Source organism: Streptomyces sp. NBC_00234, from assembly GCF_036195325.1.
Lineage (GTDB): Bacteria > Actinomycetota > Actinomycetes > Streptomycetales > Streptomycetaceae > Streptomyces.
The window spans coordinates 7,625,094-7,643,112 of sequence record NZ_CP108101.1 but is presented as its reverse complement, the minus strand read 5'-3'; the positions used below and the strand labels follow the sequence as shown (position 1 = coordinate 7,643,112).

18 protein-coding genes and 4 pseudogenes are annotated in these 18,019 nt (G+C 67.3%); 10 read left to right on the top strand and 12 right to left on the bottom strand.

The genetic code is table 11. The features are described 5' to 3' along the window. Positions 1-7: 7 nt before the first annotated feature. Entirely contained in the window at positions 8-775 is a 768-nt protein-coding gene (locus OG230_RS33465) for an NPP1 family protein (protein ID WP_328907504.1), read from the bottom strand. Here OG230_RS33465 and OG230_RS33460 point away from each other — a divergent pair. After that, positions 756-890: a hypothetical protein gene (locus OG230_RS33460; RefSeq protein ID WP_328911651.1), complete on the top strand. Its 135-nt coding sequence runs from the start codon at positions 756-758 to the stop codon at positions 888-890. The two genes, OG230_RS33465 and OG230_RS33460, sit on opposite strands and share 20 nt — an antisense overlap. A 233-nt stretch (positions 891-1,123) precedes the next feature. Here OG230_RS33460 and OG230_RS33455 read toward each other — a convergent pair whose 3' ends face one another. From OG230_RS33455 to OG230_RS33445, 3 genes are all read right to left on the bottom strand, one after another. Then, positions 1,124-1,864 (bottom strand): hypothetical protein, encoded by a 741-nt coding sequence (locus tag OG230_RS33455; protein WP_328907503.1) that lies wholly within the window; start codon positions 1,862-1,864, stop codon positions 1,124-1,126. 229 nt (positions 1,865-2,093) lie between these two features. After that, positions 2,094-2,690: a GNAT family N-acetyltransferase gene (locus tag OG230_RS33450; protein ID WP_328907502.1), complete on the bottom strand. Its 597-nt coding sequence runs from the start codon at positions 2,688-2,690 to the stop codon at positions 2,094-2,096. A 54-nt stretch (positions 2,691-2,744) separates the two neighbouring features. Next, entirely contained in the window at positions 2,745-3,884 is a 1,140-nt protein-coding gene (locus OG230_RS33445; RefSeq protein WP_328907501.1) for a winged helix DNA-binding domain-containing protein, read from the bottom strand. Positions 3,885-4,047: 163 nt separating this feature from the next. Here OG230_RS33445 and OG230_RS33440 point away from each other — a divergent pair, with 163 nt between their 5' ends. Next, complete coding sequence (locus OG230_RS33440) at positions 4,048-4,809, top strand: class I SAM-dependent methyltransferase (RefSeq protein WP_328907500.1); 762 nt, start codon at positions 4,048-4,050, stop codon at positions 4,807-4,809. 55 nt (positions 4,810-4,864) lie between these two features. Here the strand turns inward: OG230_RS33440 and OG230_RS33435 are convergent. Next, a pseudogene (locus OG230_RS33435) lies at positions 4,865-4,993 on the bottom strand (IS630 family transposase); the annotation flags it as partial. 179 nt (positions 4,994-5,172) lie between these two features. On the opposite strand from OG230_RS33435, the gene OG230_RS33430 reads away from it, so the two are divergent. Next, a complete protein-coding gene (locus OG230_RS33430) occupies positions 5,173-5,835 on the top strand; it encodes a GOLPH3/VPS74 family protein (RefSeq protein WP_328907499.1) in 663 nt (220 codons plus the stop codon). Positions 5,836-5,951: 116 nt separating this feature from the next. Here OG230_RS33430 and OG230_RS33425 read toward each other — a convergent pair whose 3' ends face one another. The 3 genes from OG230_RS33425 to OG230_RS33415 all read right to left on the bottom strand — a co-directional run bounded on the left by OG230_RS33425 (position 5,952) and on the right by OG230_RS33415 (position 8,192). After that, a complete protein-coding gene (locus OG230_RS33425) occupies positions 5,952-6,494 on the bottom strand; it encodes an MOSC domain-containing protein (protein ID WP_328907498.1) in 543 nt (180 codons plus the stop codon). Between the two features lie 70 nt (positions 6,495-6,564). After that, positions 6,565-7,683: an AI-2E family transporter gene (locus OG230_RS33420; protein WP_328907497.1), complete on the bottom strand. Its 1,119-nt coding sequence runs from the start codon at positions 7,681-7,683 to the stop codon at positions 6,565-6,567. Between the two features lie 209 nt (positions 7,684-7,892). After that, positions 7,893-8,192, bottom strand: a complete 300-nt coding sequence (locus OG230_RS33415; RefSeq protein ID WP_328907496.1) for a DUF6355 family natural product biosynthesis protein — start codon at positions 8,190-8,192, stop codon at positions 7,893-7,895. Between the two features lie 155 nt (positions 8,193-8,347). On the opposite strand from OG230_RS33415, the gene OG230_RS33410 reads away from it, so the two are divergent. After that, complete coding sequence (locus OG230_RS33410; protein ID WP_328907495.1) at positions 8,348-8,875, top strand: DinB family protein; 528 nt, start codon at positions 8,348-8,350, stop codon at positions 8,873-8,875. 475 nt (positions 8,876-9,350) lie between these two features. Here the strand turns inward: OG230_RS33410 and OG230_RS33405 are convergent, their stop codons facing one another. Continuing rightward, on the bottom strand, positions 9,351-9,821 hold the full coding sequence (locus tag OG230_RS33405) for a MerR family transcriptional regulator (RefSeq protein ID WP_328907494.1): 471 nt from the start codon (positions 9,819-9,821) through the stop codon (positions 9,351-9,353). Positions 9,822-9,934: 113 nt separating this feature from the next. Here OG230_RS33405 and OG230_RS33400 point away from each other — a divergent pair, with 113 nt between their 5' ends. The 3 genes and pseudogenes from OG230_RS33400 (at position 9,935) to OG230_RS33390 (ending at position 12,063) form a co-directional block, all read left to right on the top strand. Continuing rightward, entirely contained in the window at positions 9,935-10,984 is a 1,050-nt protein-coding gene (locus OG230_RS33400) for an aldo/keto reductase (protein WP_328907493.1), read from the top strand. Between the two features lie 122 nt (positions 10,985-11,106). Continuing rightward, positions 11,107-11,316 (top strand): annotated as a pseudogene (locus OG230_RS33395) (transposase); the annotation flags it as partial. 276 nt (positions 11,317-11,592) lie between these two features. Next, a complete protein-coding gene (locus OG230_RS33390) occupies positions 11,593-12,063 on the top strand; it encodes a hypothetical protein (protein ID WP_328907492.1) in 471 nt (156 codons plus the stop codon). 212 nt (positions 12,064-12,275) lie between these two features. Here OG230_RS33390 and OG230_RS36445 read toward each other — a convergent pair. After that, positions 12,276-12,396, bottom strand: a pseudogene (locus OG230_RS36445) (transposase); the annotation flags it as partial. Positions 12,397-12,739: 343 nt separating this feature from the next. Between OG230_RS36445 and OG230_RS33380 the strand changes: the two are divergent. Continuing rightward, positions 12,740-13,888 (top strand): serine hydrolase domain-containing protein, encoded by a 1,149-nt coding sequence (locus OG230_RS33380; RefSeq protein ID WP_443051442.1) that lies wholly within the window; start codon positions 12,740-12,742, stop codon positions 13,886-13,888. A gap of 21 nt (positions 13,889-13,909) precedes the next feature. Here OG230_RS33380 and OG230_RS33375 read toward each other — a convergent pair. Both OG230_RS33375 and OG230_RS33370 read right to left on the bottom strand, forming a co-directional pair. After that, positions 13,910-15,148: pseudogene (locus OG230_RS33375) on the bottom strand (IS701 family transposase). 156 nt (positions 15,149-15,304) lie between these two features. Beyond that, entirely contained in the window at positions 15,305-15,868 is a 564-nt protein-coding gene (locus OG230_RS33370) for a dihydrofolate reductase family protein (protein ID WP_328907491.1), read from the bottom strand. A gap of 234 nt (positions 15,869-16,102) precedes the next feature. Here OG230_RS33370 and OG230_RS33365 point away from each other — a divergent pair, with 234 nt between their 5' ends. Both OG230_RS33365 and OG230_RS33360 read left to right on the top strand, forming a co-directional pair. Next, positions 16,103-17,092 carry a CehA/McbA family metallohydrolase gene (locus tag OG230_RS33365; protein ID WP_328907490.1) on the top strand — a complete coding sequence of 330 codons (990 nt, stop codon included), beginning with the start codon at positions 16,103-16,105 and terminating at the stop codon, positions 17,090-17,092. 166 nt (positions 17,093-17,258) lie between these two features. Then, positions 17,259-17,924 (top strand): class I SAM-dependent methyltransferase, encoded by a 666-nt coding sequence (locus OG230_RS33360; protein WP_328907489.1) that lies wholly within the window; start codon positions 17,259-17,261, stop codon positions 17,922-17,924. The last annotated feature ends 95 nt before the right edge of the window (positions 17,925-18,019 follow it).

Here is an 18,019-nt window from a genome sequence, read left to right as displayed (position 1 = left end):
CGCCCCGTCAGGCGTAGGGGTCGAACGAGATGCCGGCCGGCTTCGCCTTCGCCAGGTGGGCGCTGAAGTTGCCGTCCTTGAGGCCGAAGACGGCACTCCCGAAATCGGCCTGGCTCAGCTTGTCACGGAGGCCCGCCGGGTAGCCGTTCCAGCCGACGAGGGTGGGGAACTGCCAGCTGCCCTTGTGGTTCTCCGGCGGCTCGTCGTTGGTGTTCGCGGGACGGAAGCAGTGCGTGCTCAGGCCGTCCTTGTGGTAGACGACCTTGGGATGCGTGCCGTCCCACCGGATCCGGTCGCGGCCGTAGATGTCGAAGTTGCCGTGGGCGGAGGTGGAGACGTACTGGGCCTGGTTGTTCTGCACCCAGACGACGACGTGTTCCCAGTCATGACGGTGCCCACCGAGCCCGCTGCCCGCCACGGCCTGGTCCTTCTCGAAATAGAGGCCGTACATGATCGCGCACCAGCCGTTGTTGCACGTGGAGCGGGCGTACCCATTGGTGTTGTCCAGGTCCCACGCGTCACGGCACTGCCCGTTGAGCGCACCGCTCGGGTTGAGGCCCGGGGCGATCGTCCCGTCGGATCCGATGGCGGGAGTGGGGTAGCAGCCGTCCGTGTCGTAGTCGAAGGCAGGCTGGAACGTCTGCTCCAGCCCGTCCGCGGCGGCGGGCAGCGCCGAGGGCGGAGCCGCGAAGGCGTTGCCCGGGAATGCGATGACGAGCGCTAGTGCGCTGCCCAGGGTCAGCGACACTCTTCGAATGCGCGAGCTCGTGTTCAACTACGTCCTCCTCATTGACCGCGGCGTGGGGTACCGCGACGACGAGGTTGACATGCCCATATCACGGTCGTCAAACCGCGTTGACGAGGCGATCCTCGGAGTGTCGCCACGGTGAAGCAGCGGCCAACACATGCACGGACGCGCCCTTGCCGAGCCCCACACCACGCCACCGGATGTGGCGCCGCGCGGCGCCATCCCCCCTGCACCGCAAGGGGGTTGTCGGGGCCTGGTACGCCCGCGGGGCGCAGCACCACGACGGCGGGGCGGCGGCCAGGTCCGCCTGGCCACCGCCCCGATTCCGCGCACCGGCACCCCACACCGGCCCGCCATCCCCTCGCGCGGCTCCGGTCAGGACGTGGGCGCGTCCAGCACCGACTTTCGCTTGACCTCGGTCACCCGCACCCGCTCCTCCTCCGAAGCGCCGAACGCTTCGACCACGACCCCGCCGTTCGTGCAGGTGATCTCAAGAGCCAACTGGCTGCCCATGAACCGCAAGTCGAGCCTGACCCGGGGATCGCCCGCGTGGTTCGCCATACGGTGGATCCGCGACGCCGGGTAGTCCAAGCCCGTCAGCTTCTGGTGCAACTCCCGGTAGCCGACCGCCTTCGCGCCCTTGAACGCCGTACTGATGCGCTGCGCGTGCTCTCTGCCGCTGCACTTGTCGACACCCGTCAGCGGCACTTCCTGGACGGGCTTGGGTCTGGTGGCGCGGTTCGGCTCCGGCGGCGCCGGATCGTCGAGCGGGACCGGGATGTCACCCTCGGCGTTCGGGACACCCGGCGGGGTCTCGCCCGGCCCGTACCTCGGCTCAGGCTCATCCGCCAACAACGCCAGGCCCTCGGGCGACAGTGGGCCATCACTGCCGCTGGGGGCGTCAGGGGAGCAGCTCTCCATGATGCCGACGTTCAGTTCGAGAAACCGCATCACGGGATCGGAGCCGCCGTGCTTGGCGCCGAGCGGCTTCGCCACCGAGACGGCGCTTCCCGCAGGGGTCCGATCGGCGGAGGCGTGCTGGGTACCGCAGCCGGACAGGACCAGGCAGCCGAGTGCGGCCACGAGAACGGACTTGGGGAGGAGGTTTGATCGCATGCCCGCATCCTGCGGGACGCCGGGAACCGCCACATGAGTAGACGTACCTAGGGCCTGTCGTCAAACGCCGCGAGCATGCGTGCCAGACACCGCGCGGCAGACGGAGTTTAACGACAGGACCTGGCTTCGCGCATGACCAACTCATCGTGTGAAAAGTCCGGTTCGCAGAAGCGGCAGCGCGGTCAGAGCACCGGAGCGTGGTGCGGGAGTCGATCCCGCCCGCAGGTGGTCACCCCTCGTTTGACGTGGTGACCGACGTCCGACCAGGCGGCCAGGCCGGAGCCGTCGGCGCCGCGTAGCAGCGGAGGGTCACAGTCCCGTGGGGCTCCCACTGCCGTTCGACCGTGGCCAGCAGTTCCCAGCCCAGCTGCTCGTACAGCGCTGTCGCCGCGGTGTCCGACGCGACCACATCAAGGACCGGATGCAGACCGCGTTCCCGCGCCTCCCCGACGGCCTGCGCCATCAGCAACGCACCGATCCCACGACCACGGGCGGCCGGAGCGACGAACAGCCGGCACACCACGGCCGTCGCGTCCGTACGCCCACCTGCTCGGGTACTCCACAAGCGAGGTGCCACGTCGTCCTCGTCGCTTCGGCACAGCCCGATGTGGCCGACGATCCGCCCGTCCAGTTCCACCACCCAGGCCGACAGAAGCGACGGCGGCGCCAGCCAGTCGCCGGGCCGGTCGGGCCAGTTCACCGGATAGCCGTCGCGCTCGTGGACGGCAGCGAGCACGCCGGCGCAGGCGGCCAGGTCGTGATCGGCCCTGCGACGGACCTGCGGGACAGGACGTCCGCCGGCCGCACCGGCGCTCTCGATCTTCATCGCGGAATGGAAGCACAGGTCAGGGCTCCTGACCAGCCAGCTCCGCTCGATGCTTCAAGCGGGCAGCAGGCGGGTCCGGGCCTCGGGAAGTTTGGCCCACCAGTGGTGGTAACGGCCGTACACGAGGGGGTCGCGGTCGGCCAGCAGCGCCGACAGCGAACGCGCTTCCGCCGCGAGTGCCTCCCAGACCGAGGCCGGGAGCTCGTGGAAGGCCGTGGCCTCGATGCCGCCGTCGACGGCGCGCCACACGCCTGCGACGTAGCCGTCGACCAGCAGGGTGGGCAACACGTCGCCGTTGTTGCGGATCACGAGTCGGCGATACGACGGGGGAATCATCCTGCTGCGGTCGGCGTACGCGAGCAGGGTGCTGTCCCACATCGCCATGAGCCGGGGCGGGGCCGGGGTGTCCTCGGGCGGGCGCAGGGCTCCCGGAGTGTCGAACAGGACCACACCCTCGGGCCCCTCGAAACGCTCGACGGAGTCGCCGAGCGCGTCGAGCGCCTCGCGGACCGGCGTGCGTTGCACCATGGCGAACTGGGCCACGTCCGCCACCGAGGCAGGACCGAACCCATCCAGGTAGCGCAGGACGAGGGCCTGCAGAGCCTGCCCTGCCCCCTGCCGCCCGGAGGGCACCGGCCCGGTTCGCGCCGCGACGAACGACGACCGGGTGGCGAACGACCAGGGGCCGCCCGTCGGAACATGGTGCAGGGGCGCGTACGCCTTGAGCCCCCACCACGCCTCCGGCTGCTTGTCCGCGCCGAGGCGCTCTTCGAGCCACGCCTTCAACTCCGCGGCCGTCCTGGCCCGGTCGGCGAATGACAGCAACTCCGGCACCAACGCGTCGCCGTCCGCCGGCGTAAGCCCCGAAGCGGAAAAGCGGAAACCCAGGCGCGAGCCGTACAGCGTCGCCTGCATCGCCTCGCGGAACGCCTGGTAGTCGTCGGCGTGCACCGCGTGGAGCGTGATCCGCATCAGAGTCGCCTTGACGACCGCGCGGTCGGCGAAACCGGCATCAAGATCGTCCGCGGCGAAGTCGGTGAGCCGGTTCCACAACGCCACGTACGGCGAAGCCGCGAACTGCGCCTGCACCGCGACAACACGACGGAACGCCTCGGGGACGCTCAGCGCCTGCCGTTCCAGGAGCAACTGACGGCCCAGAGTGGCGCGGTTGAGCTCGCGCGCGGTGATCTTCACTCGTCGAATTGTGCCGTGCTCCGACAGACCGACGCCAGAGTGTTTCGTACATTCATTCGACGCTTCGCACGGGGCACGACCGGAAGCGAGGACGGCGCCGCACACCCTCGACGAGCTATCCGGGTTCCGCCCCGGCGGATCATGTGACTACTAGGCTGCACGGATGGAACGCGTAACCGACGTGCCCGAGACTCTCACCCAGCCTGCGGATACGGCCCAGGTGAATGACTACGACAGCTTCGCCGAGGCGTACTCGGCGGACAACGAGAAGAACATCCTGAACGCGTACTACGAGCGTCCCGCGATGACGGCCCTCGCCGGAGACGTGGCCGGCCGCCGGATCCTGGACGCGGGCTGCGGCTCGGGCCCCCTGTCCGCTGCACTGCGCGAGCGTGGTGCCGTCGTCACCGGCATCGACTCCAGCGCGGGGATGGTGGCATTGGCCAGGCGGCGGCTCGGCGACGACGCGGCCTTGCACGTGGTCGACCTGAAGGACCCCCTGCCGTTCGCGGACGGCGCGTTCGACGACGTGGTCGCGTCGCTGGTGCTGCACTATCTGGAGGACTGGGGGCCGACGCTGGCCGAGATGCGGCGCGTACTCAAGCCCGGTGGTCGCCTGATCGCGTCAGTCCAGCACCCCTTCGTGGACTACGCGATCCAGAACCCTCGGCCCGACTACTTCGCGACCACCAGCTATACCTGCGACATGACGTTCGGCGGACAGTCCGTCCCGATGAGCTTCTGGCGCAGGCCGTTGCACGCGATGACGGACGCTTTCACCGCCGCCGGCTTCCGCCTCTCCGTCATCAGCGAGCCGCAGCCCGACCCGGCCGCCCGCGAGCTCTTCCCCGACGACTTCGACGCCCTTTCGACCAAGATCGGCTTCCTGTTCTTCGTCGTCGAGGTCCCGCCGACGGCAGGGTGACCAGGAGGGCCGGCGGGCGGGCCGGCCCTCGCAGGCGACCATGCCGGCGCTCCGAGACGGGCTGGAACCGGTCCAGGGCCTGGATTCGCGACTTCTCGTCCACGCAGAGAACCAGTGCTCTTTCCGGAGCGTCCAGGTAGAGGCCCACGGCATCACCGACCTTGTCGATGAAGAACGGATCCGTGGGCCCAACCAACGACAAGACTCCGACTCAGTTCACTAAATCATTCCTTTTGGATCAAGCCAGTCAGTAGGAACGATTCGAGACGACATCAGGGAGCCGGAGCGCGCAAGGGAACTTCCCCGGTGAGCCGGGCGTCTGATCAGAGGGAATGCGATCACTGGGTGTAGGGGGTAGCGAGTATGGCGATCACGCTGGCCGAAGAGATCATGCTGCTGTCCCTGGATGACGAGTCCGGATCGGCGAAGCAGCGGGAAGCCGCCAGCTGGGCGGTGTCGGGCGGGATCCTGCTCGAACTGGTGCTGGCAGGGAAGGTTTCAGTCAAGGGCAAATACCTCGAACTGGTGGACACCACTCCGACCGGAGACGCGTTGGCCGACAGTCGGACGGCACTGATCGAGACCTGGATGCGGGGTCGCGGCAAGTGCCGGGTGACGGACTGGCTGACGAAGGACCGGTCCAAGGCCGTCGCCGCGACTCTCGAGAGCCTGTGCCAGCGTGGGGTGGTCGTGGACGAGAAGCACAAGGTACTCGGCGTGTTCCCGATACGTCGCTACCCCGAGGCCGACGGCGCGGTGGAACGGGAACTGCGGGAACGGCTCCGGGCCGTGGTGCTGGACGGCGCCGTTCCGGACTCACGGACAGCGGGCCTCATCGCGCTGGTCCACTCGGCCAAACTGCACCGTCTGGCTTTCCCCGACGACCACGGCAAGCAGGTTGCCTCGCGGATGGAGGAGGTCGCCACAGGGCAATGGGCGGCCGAGAGTGTCCGCGCCGCCATCCGTGACATGCAGGCGGCGATGGTCGCAGTCACTGTGATTACCGTCGCCGCAGTTGGCAGCTAGGGCCTCTCGTTTGGATCACCTGGCTGACAGATGTGGATGGTGGCGGTCTTGTCGTAACGGGTGGCCAGGCCACGCCACTGCTTGAGTTTGTTGATGCAGCGATCCGAAGAAACGGCCTAGACGCGTTCCAATGGACGGTGGGGGCCGACGGGCAGCTCGACTTCGATCACGTCACCGGGGCGGACATTCCCCCCGTGCCGGACCACCCCCATGATCCCGGACTTGAATACGAACTCCCCCGTCGTGGCGTCGAGTTCGAAGACCTCCTGGAGCAGGCCCTGCTGGAACCCGTTGATCTTCGCGCACGGGTTGCGCAGCCCCGTCACCTCCACGACCGCCTCCTCACCGAGGTGCAGCAGCGCCCCGGTGGGGAGGCCGAGCAGGTCGACCCCGCGCGTGGTGATGTTCTCCCCGAGCGCGCCCGCCGCGACGGCGAACCCCTTGGCGGCGAGTTCGTCGAAGAGTTCCTCGTGGATGAGGTGCACCTGACGCAGGTTGGGCAGATCAGGCTCGTACGTCATACGGAACTGGTGCTTGATGGTCTCCCCCGCGTGGACGTCGCCCTCCACGCCGAGACCGGCGAGGAGCATGACGCTCGGGCGGTTCGGCTTACTGAACGAGTACGTCCCATTGCTGCTCACAGCCGTAACGCGTGCCATTCCGGTACCTCTTCCCCTCGCTCGCGCGCCCTCGAATCGTGCCTGCTCCGGATCGTGCACAGCTCGAAGGCTACGAAGCGACGGCGGCGCCGACGAGCGAGTCGTCGTCGGGCTCCGGCTCCACCTGCGGCTCGCTGAGCTGCTCGCGCAGGTAGTTCCAGACCACCGCGACCAGAGCCGCTGCCGGTACGGCGAGCAGGCTGCCCACGATGCCGGCCAGGCTGCCGCCCAACGTCACCGCCAGCAGGACCACCGCCGCGTGCAGTCCGAGCCCACGGCTCTGGATCATGGGCTGGAACACGTTGCCCTCGAGTTGCTGCACCACAACGATGATGGCCAGCACGATCAGCGCGTCCGTCAGGCCGTTCGACACCAGGGCGATGAGCACCGCCACCAGCCCTGCGAACAGGGCACCCACGATGGGCACGAACGCCGAGATGAAGGTGAGTACGGCCAGCGGAAGCGCCAGGGGCACGCCCAGGATCCACAGGCCGGCACCGATGAAGACGGCATCGAGCACTCCGACGAATGCCTGGGAGCGGACGAAGGAGCCCAGGGTCTCCCAGCTGCGCGCGGCCACGATCGGCACGTCGGTGGCGAGCCGTCCCGGGAGCTGGCGCGTGAGCCAGGGCAGGAATCGCGGCCCGTCCTTGAGGAAGAAGAACATCAGGAACAGCGCGAGGAAGGCGGTGACGACTCCGTTCAACACGGTGCTGAGGCCCGTGGCGACAGCCGTGACCATGCTGCCGATGCTGTCCTGGACGCGCGCGATCGCGGTGTCGAAGGCACCCGAGATCTGGTCGTCACCGATGTTGAGCGGCGGACCGGCGGCCCACTCGCGCAGCTGCTGGATGCCATCGACCACTCCGTCGGCCAGCTCGCCGGACTGGGAGGTCACCGGCACCGCGATCAGCGCCACGATGGCCGTGACCACGAGAAGGAACAGGATCGTCACGAACGACGCCGCCAGGGCGGGACGCCATCCGCGGCTGCGGAGGAAGCGGGTGGGGGGCCAGGTCAGCGTGGTGAGGAAGAGGCCCACGACGATCGGCCAGACGACCGGCCACATCCAGCCCAGCGCCCACACGACCGCCGCGGCGGCGACGAGGACCAGCAGCAACTCGACGGAGACACGTGCTGTTGTTCGTAGCGCGGCGGCGGTTTTCGTGGAGCTCAACGTGGCAGACATGGGGTAACCCTATTGATACTCCGGTCGTACTCCGAAACGGCCGCCCCAGAGGCCCCTTACGACCCTGCCGCTCCCGGTTCGGCAGCTCGCTTCGAGGGTTCCCCCGGCTCGCGGGACACGGCTGGGACGGACGGGTCTCCGCCGGTGGGCGCACTGCCCGACCGCCCGGAGACCTCGCCCGTCGGACGCCTGCCGCGGGAACGCGATTATCAGCAGGTGCGGCCTACGTAGTGCGCTCCCTGAATCCTGCTCGCCGACCCCAGCCAGGTGTCGCCGGGGCCCACGCAACGTTCGTAGTTGGGGCCGAAGACCTCGACTTCGATGATGACGTTCGAACCGTCGGACGTGCAGTGGTTGTAGCGGGCGTCGGAGCCGGTCTCGTAGAACCCGCAGGGGTTCAGGGCAGTTGCCGCGTGGCCTGCGGTGGCCGTGGCACTCGCAGCCGGAGCCAGGCCCAGCATCAGTGCGGCGGCGGCACCGGCGGACAGCAGCGATTGACGAACACGCATCACGATCTCCTCGTTGGTCATCGGGTGTCCGAGCGCTGATCACTCGGACACCCGATGATCACGGGGCCGCCCGCCCCGGAGCTGCCGGTTTGCCCCGGACGGAGCAGTAAGTGCGCCCGTTTGAACCCGCCCAGGTGACGGTGCAGGGTAGATCCATGACATGGACAGCGCCACCGGTCGAGCGCACGAAGCAGCTGGGCGAACTGGGCACCGTAGCCGAGCGCCAGATGTTGGAGGGCTGGCTGAATTGGCACCGAGAAACGCTGCTCGCCAAATGCACCGGCCTCGAGCCGGACCAATTGGCGCGGACGACCGTAGAGCCGTCGAACCTCAATCTCCACGGCCTGGTCCGGCACATGGCGGAGGTAGAACGATGGTGGTTCCGGCGAAGCTTCGCGGGTGAGGCTGTCGGCGATGTCTTCACCGGCCCGTCCGACGGCAATGAGGGACTCGACGGGGTTCCCGCAGCCGATGCGGAGAAAGACTTCGGGCTGTACCGGACCGAGGTCAGCACGTGCGACGCGGCGGCGGCCGGGCACGACCTCGACGAGACCTTCATGTCCTCGCGCGGAGTTTCGCTCAGCCTGCGGTGGGTCTACATGTTGATGATCCAGGAGTACACCCGCCACAACGGCCACGCCGACTTCCTGCGAGAGCGGACCGACGGGGTAACGGGTGACTGAGGTTTTCTCGGTGAAGAGCACTTCCAGTGGAGTCTGCATGCACATGAACGGACTCTGTCGCTGGGCTTGTGACTCGCGGCAGCGGCCGTTGGCTGTCTAGGTGATCACAGTGACGTCGGAAAGTCCGACGGACCGTCGACGGCGACACGCTCGGGGGAAACGAAGAGCGGACATGACCCCGCGCAGGTGAACGACGTACCGCCTCGTTATGGCCAGGGTGCGCCTGGTCCGTCTGCCGGATAAGACGCCCGTGGCGGCAACCGGAGTTGGGAGTACGTGCAGCCCGGCCGCTCAGCGGCCTGCCACGCCAACATCGACGGCGCAGTCCTGGTCCTCACCGGCGACAGGGACGGCGCTTCCGCCTCGGCCAAGGGCCAGGCGGGTTTCGGCCCGGATCCCCGGGCGTCGTGGGCCCGGTCGCAGTCGCACCGCGCGCCCGTGAAGCCGTGCCGGGCGATCGCGTGGTGCGGTGCCGCTACTCGACCACTGCTTCGTGGCGCAGCAGTGGCGTGCGTTCTTCGTCAGCCGAAGGGGATGGGGCGTGACATTGATGGGCGGCGGCGTCGCCTTGGTCCAGAAGGTCCTCGTACACGCCGACCTTGAATCGGATCAGGTCCAGGGACTCGGTGAGCCTGCCGATCTGGGTGGTGACGTGTGCTTGGTGCTCGCGCATGAGCGCGAGCCGTTCTTCCTCGTTACCGGCTCCCTCTCGCACGAGGTCGGCGTACCGGCTGAGCGCGGGCAGGGGCATGCCTGAGGCACGGAGAATGATGCAGACGGTCAGCCAGTCGACGTCATCCCGGCTGTAGACGCGGCGCCCACCAGGTCCGCGTCGAACGGGATTGACGAACAGGCCCTCGCGCTCGTAGAAGCGCAACGCGTGAACGCTCAAGCCGGTGCGTTCGGCGACCTGTCCGATGCTCAGACTTGTGGTGATCTCAGCCATGCCGATCAGGGTAACGGGGTTGATCTAGAGCCGGGTCTAGAACCTAACCTCCGTCGTGCGACCGGCTCTTCTGCCGCTCTGCGTACTGAGTCGAACCACCAGGGGGCATCACCATGCGTTACCGCACTCTCGGCAAAACCGGTATCGAGGTCAGCGTCCACTGCCTCGGGACCATGATGTTCCAGGACGGCTTCAACCCCGACCACGACGATTGCGTCCGCATCATCCACGCCGCCCTCGACGAGGGAATCAACTTCGTCGACACCGCGGACATGTACGGACAGGGCGAGTCCGAGGAAATAGTGGGAAAGGCGCTTCGGGGTCGCCGTGACGACGTCGTACTCGCCACCAAGGTCCACTTCCCCATGGGTGAGGGCCGCAACCGCGGTGGCAACTCACGGCGTTGGATCCTCAAGGCCGTCGAGGACAGCCTCAGGCGCCTGAACACCGATTGGATCGACCTCTATCAGGTTCACTTCCCGGACCACCGCACCGACATCGAGGAGACGCTCTCGGTACTCACCGACCTCGTGCACCAGGGAAAGATCCGCGCCTTCGGCTGCTCGAACTACCAGGCCGAGGAGATCGTCGAGGCACACCACGTCTCCGAGCGGCGCAATCTCGGACGCTTCCGCACCGACCAGCCGCCCTACTCGATCCTCGCCCGCGGGATCGAAGCCTCGCTCCTGCCCGTCTGCGAGCGCTACGGGATGGGTGTACTGGTCTGGAGCCCCCTCGCCTTCGGATTCCTCACCGGCAAGCACCGCAAGGACCAGCCCATCGACCTGGCAACCGGCCGTGCCGCGGTCCGGCCGGCGTTCTTCGATCCTGCGATCGCCGAAAACACCGCCAAGCTCGACGCCGTCGAGCAACTCATCGACCTCGCGACGAGCATCGGCTGCACCCTCCCTCAGCTCGCCATAGCATTCACCGTGGCCCACCCCGCCGTCACCTCGGCGATCATCGGACCACGGACCATGCAACAGCTGGAGGACCTGCTCAAGGGCGCCGCGCTCACCCTCGACGATGCAGCCCTCGACCGGATCGACGAAATCGTGCCGCCCGGGACGAACCTGTACAACCCAGCAACCTCATTCCCCCCGCGATCACTGACCGAGACCGCCTTGCGGCGCCGCTCACTCACCGAACGCTCCGCAGCCTGACGATCTGTGGGAGCGGGTGGCCCCGCTGCTGCCGCCCGCTCCCGAGCGCCGCCGCCGTCCCGGGCGGCTGCGCGTTCCCGACCGGGCGGCGCTCGCCGATGTCATGTACGTGTGGCGATCCGATGGCGCGACGCGGCGTCGCCCACGGCTCCGGACTGGGCAAGGTGCGCTGGGTGGTCGAGCGCGCCTTCGCCCGGCTGCACCACTTCAAACGGCTCCGCAGCCGCTACGAGCGGCGCGCCGATCTCCGCCAGGGCGTGCTCGAAGCACCCTGCCCCATGGACCGTGTAGGAGTAGGTGCCGATGTGATCACTCCGGCCGATCTGGCGTGAACGGGCCAGGCCGAGGACATCTGCCAATCGCTCGAGCGAGGGGATTGGGGATCGCCACCCTCATGGCCTCGTCAACCGCGTTCAGAGCGCGGGTGTAACCGCGCACGAGGTCTCGCGCAGCCCCAACCCGTTCTAGACGGCGTCATCCCCCCTGAGCCCGTCGCTGAAGGGATTGTTCCATGCTGAAACGATCAGTAGGACACGCCCTGACCGTCTCTTTAGGATCACCGACCGGCATACTGAGCGCCATTCAAAATACGGCCGGAAGCAGATAGCGTGAAATCCGACATACTTCGCATCAGCGCAAGCCTGGCAGCTGCCACCGTGACGGCGCTCGGCCCGTCCTCTTGCGGGGCAGGCAAACCCGTCGTCACTCCAAAGGCCGTAACTCATTCCGAATTGGTCGGCCGATGGGACGGGGAGCGGCAATGCGGATCGCCGATGTTTCGACTACGCGACGATTACACTTTTTCCAGCAGAGACTTTCCAGTCGAGTGGGACGGCCCCGTGCCGGACTCGCAGGTGACACGCCGTTCATCCGAGGGGAAATGGCATGGGGTCAACAAAGACCCCGGCCTGCCACCCTATCTGGTACTTAATTTCAAGAATCACAACGACATCCAGATTCTGCATTTCTTTTTGGAGCATAAAGAGCTGCAGATAGATGGGACCGTCTACGCGGGCGGAGGGGATCCCTATCCCTACGAATGTCACTACAAACGCACTTCTGTCGACCCTGAGGCATAGGACACTGCTTTCGGATCATCTCGCTGCCAGATGAAAATGGCGGCGAGGTAGATGGTGGCGGTCTTGTCGTAACGGGTGGCCAGGCCGCGCCACTACTTGAGTTCATTGCTACAGCGCTCGACCGTGTTGCGTTGTTGCATGCCTCGCGGTGGAAGGAGGCGTTTGCGGTTGGCGGCATGGTTCGCGGGCTGTGGGATCACGTCGCGGGCACCTTTCCATGACCCGAAGCGCTCGGGCAGGTCCGTCCACGGCGTCCCCGTGCGGTACTTGCACGCGATGGCCGATCACCTGCCGGTGATCACGCCCGCGTCCACCTCCCTTCGGTGCGTCCGGTCCGGCAGCAACGGTTCGCGGGCGTGCCCACTGGGCGTCAGTTCACGACACACCAGACGGCCAATCCGATGATCCGAAGGGATGGCCTAGTACTCCAGCCGTAGATCGTGATCTTGCTGGTCGGGGCCGGCTGGGGTGAAGAAGCCTCAGCGTCCCTACGGGGGTTAACCCCCAGCACCGCCCTGAGGACAACGCATCGGAGCGTCAGGGGGAGAGCCGGATGGGCCGATCCCTTCATCGCTGGTGAGATGGTCGTCGACCTCCGACTCCGGGGGCGAAACACCGCGGCCACAGCCTGAGCGCTGAACACGCAGGCAGCAACCCGAACAGGACGGGGATCATCATGCATGTGTCAGGAAGGCGTCGGCGGGACCTGCTTGTCCTGAGCAGCCTGGGCGCGGTTCTCTTCGCCACGTCGACCGGGACGGCGGCGGCGAAGCCGCCGCAGGCCGATTCGCTCCAGCGGCAGGTGGATGCGGTCCACGGCACCGGAGCCGTTGGTGTGTCCGCCGAGGCGACGTCACCGGACACACGTGACAGTGCGCGAGCCGGGACGGCCGAGAGGGACACCAGGAGGCAGATGCCACGGAATGGAAGATTTCGGATAGGCAGCGCGACCAAGAGCTTCACCGCCACGGTCGTCCTGCAACTCGTCGGCGAGGGGCGAATGTCCCTGGAGGACACCGTCGAACAGTGGCTGCCGGGAGTGCTCCACGGCAACGGCAACGACGGCAGGCAGATCACCGTGCGGCAGCTGCTGCAGCACACCAGCGGCATCAGTGACGACGGGCTGGACATACCCGCGTTGAAAAGCGCGGACGGCTATCAAGCCGAGCGGTTCCGCACGTACACCCCCGAGGAGTTGGTGGGGCTGGCGATGCAGCACCCGCCCATACCCTCCCCGAGCGCCGACTGGTCGTACTCCAACACCAACTACATTCTCGCCGCGATGATCACCCAAAAGGTCACCGGCCGGAGTTGGGCACAAGAGGTGAACGACCGGATCATCCGCCCACTGGGGCTGAGAGACACCAGTACGCCCGGCACCTTCCCGTTCATCACGGGCCCGCACGCCCAGGGCTACGCGTTCGGCACCGGCACCGGCGATGGCATCGACGTCACGGCGCTCAATTCGAGTATGGCCGTCGGCTCCGGATCGGTCATCAGTACCGCGCACGACCTGAACCGGTTCTACGCCGCGCTGCTCGGCGGCCGTCTGCTGGCTCCGGCGCAACTCGACGAGATGACGACCACCGTGCCCGCGCCCGAGCTGGGTGTGAGGTATGGACTCGGTCTGGCCGAGATCCCGTTGTCCTGTGGCGGCAGCTACTTCGGTCACCGGGGTGAACTGCTCGGCTATCTCACCTGGGGTGGCGCCACCCGAGACGGGACCCGGACCGCCGTGGTGTACGTCACCAGTGACGGCGGCCAAGACACTCAGCAGGCCATGACCACACTTGTGGACCAGGAACTGTGCCGGACCCGCTCCTAGCACTCCAGCCGATCTTGATCTTCATGTCGGTTGGGTGGCCTGCCGCTGGTAGTGGCAGGCATCGGCCCTGGCTTGGCGCCATCGGCGCCAGTGTGAACAGCGGAGTCGGTGCCCGGTGGTGTGCCGGGGCTGTGCGACAAGGGTCGTGAACAGGTGCTGGATCTCGTTGCGGGTCAGTGGAAATTGGCTTGTGCTGGGTCTCGCCCAGGGTCTGCTCGGCGGCTGTGACGGCGGCGAGGAAGGCATGGGCGAGCATGGCGAGGGTGACCCAGCGGTGCCACGAGGTCCAGCGCCTGACCTGGTGTTCGTCGAGACCGGCCAGGGTCTTGGAGATTGGAACGTCTCCTCGATGGTCCACCGCCGCCCGGCAACCCTGACGAAGGTGGCCAGCGGGGCCTTGGTGGTCGAGTAGCAGCGGTAGCAGGCGAGTTCGCCGGTGCGGCGGTTGCGGCGGACGAGCAGGTGCCGGTGTCCGCGCCGCCCGTCCTCGATCATGGCCAGGGCCCAGTCGTAGTGGCGGTGGCCCTTGGCGCCAGCTCCGGCGGAGAGCTTCTGCCAGGCCCACTTCGGGATCTTCTTCACCAGGTCATTGGCGCGGATCTGTCCGGCGCGGGTGGTGACGCGGTGGTTACGGGCTACGGCGAGGGCGTATGCCTGGCCGCGTTGTTCGAGGGTGTCACGCAGGGGCGTGTTATCGCCGTATGCCTCGTCGCCGGTGACCCAGGCCGCGGTGATCCCGCCGGCCAGGGCCCGGTCGATCATGCGGGCGGCGAGCTGGGGCTTCCTCGCGAAGGTGTGATCCTCGGGAATGCCGGCGGCCCGGCACCGGTCGGGGTCGTCGGTCCAGGAGCGGGGCACGTAGAGTTCCCGGTCGATCGCGGCATGACCTTGCGGGGTGGAATAGGCGAGGTAAACAGCGACCTGGCTGTTCTCGGCGCGCCGGGCGGTGCCAGTGTACTGGCGCTGGACCCCGACCGTGTGCGTGCCCTTCTTCAGGTCACCGGTCTCATCGACCACCAGGACGACGTCTCCTGTGCCGAGGTGGTCGACGACGAAGCCGCGCAGATCGTCACGGACAGCGTCCGCGTCCCATTTCGCCCGCGCGAGCAGGTGCTGCAGCCGGTCGGGGCTGGCATGGCCGGCGTGCTCGGCCAGCGTCCAGCAGTTTTTGCGTGGCAGGCCCGCCAGCAGGCCGAGGACGAACTCCCTTGCTTCCCGGCGCGGTTCCACCCGTGCGAACCGGGAGGCGATCCGGCCCATCAGGACTTCGAACGTCTCCCGCCAGCGGGCGGTATCTATGCCGTGCACTGCGGCCATCAGTTGTTCTTCTGTCTTCACACACCGATGATCACTGGTGGCCGTACGCATACCCGGAACCGGCCCCAACCAGCAAAATCACGATCTACGGCTGGAGTACTAGCGCGCCACGCGGTAGCGGAGGTAGACGAATTTCGAGTTGAAGGTGCGTGTCTCGACGAGTTCGAGATCCACCCGGCGCTCGTCCCGGGGAAAGAAGGGAATGCCACCGCCAACCAGCACCGGGTGGACGATGGCCTGGTACTCGTCGATCAGACCCGACGCGGCCGCCTCGGCAGCGAGAGTCGCGCCGCCGATCGCGATGTCGCCCTCCCCCGGCTCGGCTCGCAGCCGCTCGATCTCCTCCGCCAGGCCGCCGGAGACCAGGCGGGCATTGCCCTGCACCGCCGACAGCGTGGTGGAGAACACCACTTTGGGGAGCGGCTTCCAGAGCGCGATCCACTCACGCGTGGGGGCGTCGAGCGTTGGATCCTGGTCGGCGGTCTCCCAGTACAGCATCGTCTCGTACAGCCGTCGTCCCAAGAGGTGGACGCCGACCTGTCGAATCTCGTCGATCCAGAAGCGGAAGACCTCCTCGTCGGGGGCCGTCCATTCGAAGCCGCCGTCCGGCCCGACGATGTATCCGTCGAGTGAAACGCCCATCGAATAGGTCACGCTGCGCATCAGAAGTCCTCCTCGGTAGCGGGTTCGACAGTATGAGCGTCGGACGCCCCAGGACTCATCGCGGCTCGCCGGGTCCCCTGGGCCGAGTCACCCCACGAGACCATTTCGTTGAGAAGCCTCACTGCCCGCGCTTCGGACAGCCCCGCTGTGCACGCCGGGGCAGGTCCGCCGGGAACGCTGTGCCGACTGTGCTCGTTGTTTCGGCTGTTGGGACGTCCTGCGACAAGGAGAGCGATGCCGGACTCGGGATTCCCGCCTCTTCAAGCACGTGGCCGAGGAGCCGACTGGTATCGCGGAGACTGCCACATCCACTCCGTGTATTCAGACGGTGAGCTGACTCCTGAGCAGTTGGCAGCCGACGCCAGCACAGCAGGACTCGACTTCATCGCCACCACGGAGCACAACTCCGCGCACGGGCACAGCTCCTGGGGGCGCCATGCCTCAGATGACTTCTTGATCCTCCTAGGTGAGGAGGTGACGACCAGGACCGGGCACTGGCTCGCTCTCGGCATTGCCCCGGGGCAGGTGATCGACTGGGACTATCGCGCGGGGGACCCGGCCATCGACCGATGTCTGGGCCAGGTCCGCGAGTCCGGTGGACTGTGCGTGGCCGCGCATCCGCACGCGCCCTACCCCTCAGGCAGCTTCATGTACCCCTGTGAGGATCTCGATGTGATCGAGGTATGGAACGGGCTGTGGACGTCGGACCGCCCGTGGAACGCCGACAACGAGGCCGCCCTCGCCGAGTGGGGACAAGACCTGGCGCAAGGAATACACGAGGGGCGCTGGCAACCGGCCATGGGCAACAGCGATACCCACCTCAAGGGTCAGATAGGCATCCCGCACACCGTCGTGTTCGCCGAGGATCTGAGCACGCCGGCCGTCCTCGCCGCAATCCGTGCGGGCCGCAGTTGGATCGCCGAGTCGGCTGCCGTCGACCTGTCGGTCACGGCCGTCACCGCCGGCCGCACAGCAGGGATCGGCGAACGGCTGGCAACCCACGGGGAACCTGTCACGGTGCGCGCGCACGTACGCGGTGTCCACTCGGCGACCGTCGGCTTCCACACCGACCGGGGCGAAACCCACTGCGAAACGCTGCCGGACTCTGGCGTGGGCACCATCGAGTGGCTCACGACATCGCAGGACTCGGCGTTCGTCCGGATCGAGGTACGCCATCCGCATGGCCATATGGCCGCTCTCACCAACCCGATCGTTCTGACGTGACCTCTGGATCGCCTCAGGACGGCTTGCGCTGGCGTCGAAGGCACATGAGTCTGCAGGCACAGCTGGAGCAGACCCCAGTGGACGCTCAGTGAGGGCCCTGGCCACCCTCATGTGAGGTGATCCGAATTGAGTCGCCCGGCGAGTGCCTTCGCCCTAGGGTTCCGCTATGGACTGGCGAACTTGGCATGACCAATACGATCGTCCCGACTCGTGGATGACCCATCGACTGACGGCAGTTCAGACGCAGATCCGGGCCGTCTTGGACAGCAGCCCGTCCGGCCCCCTGCGAGTGATCAGCCTGTGCGCCGGCCAGGGGCGTGATCTGCTGGAGGTGTTGGCCGACCATCCCCGCCGCGAGGACGTGCGTGCGCGTCTGGTCGAGTTGGACCCACGGAATTCCGCCTTCGCTGAGGAGACGGCTCGATCGGCCGGCCTGGACCACGTGGACGTGGTGACGGCGGATGCCTCGCTCACCGATCACTACGCCGGCATGGCGCCGGCCGACCTCGTGCTGGTCTGTGGAGTGTTCGGCAATATCGCCGACGAGGACATCGAGCGCACGATCGACTCGTGCGCCCAACTGTGCCGGACCGGCGGCGCCGTCATCTGGACCCGTCACCGTGCCGCTCCCGACCGGGTGCCGCTGATCTGTGAGTGGTTCGAGGGGCGTGGGTTCGAGCTGCGGTGGCTGTCGGATCCGGATGCGGGCTTCGGCGTCGGTGTGCACCGCTTCACCGGCGAACCACAGCCCCTCGTCACCGGCATGAGCATGTTCAGCTTTGTCGGATACGACGTGCTCAAGCGAGCGAGCCCGCAGGCAGGAGACGTCTGAACAGGCGCGCGGTGCGGTCGACGTCCGCCTCGCGACGAGGGTCTGGATGGCGCCCGCCGTTTGTCGGGACGGTGGATTTCTCGTGCCACAGCGTG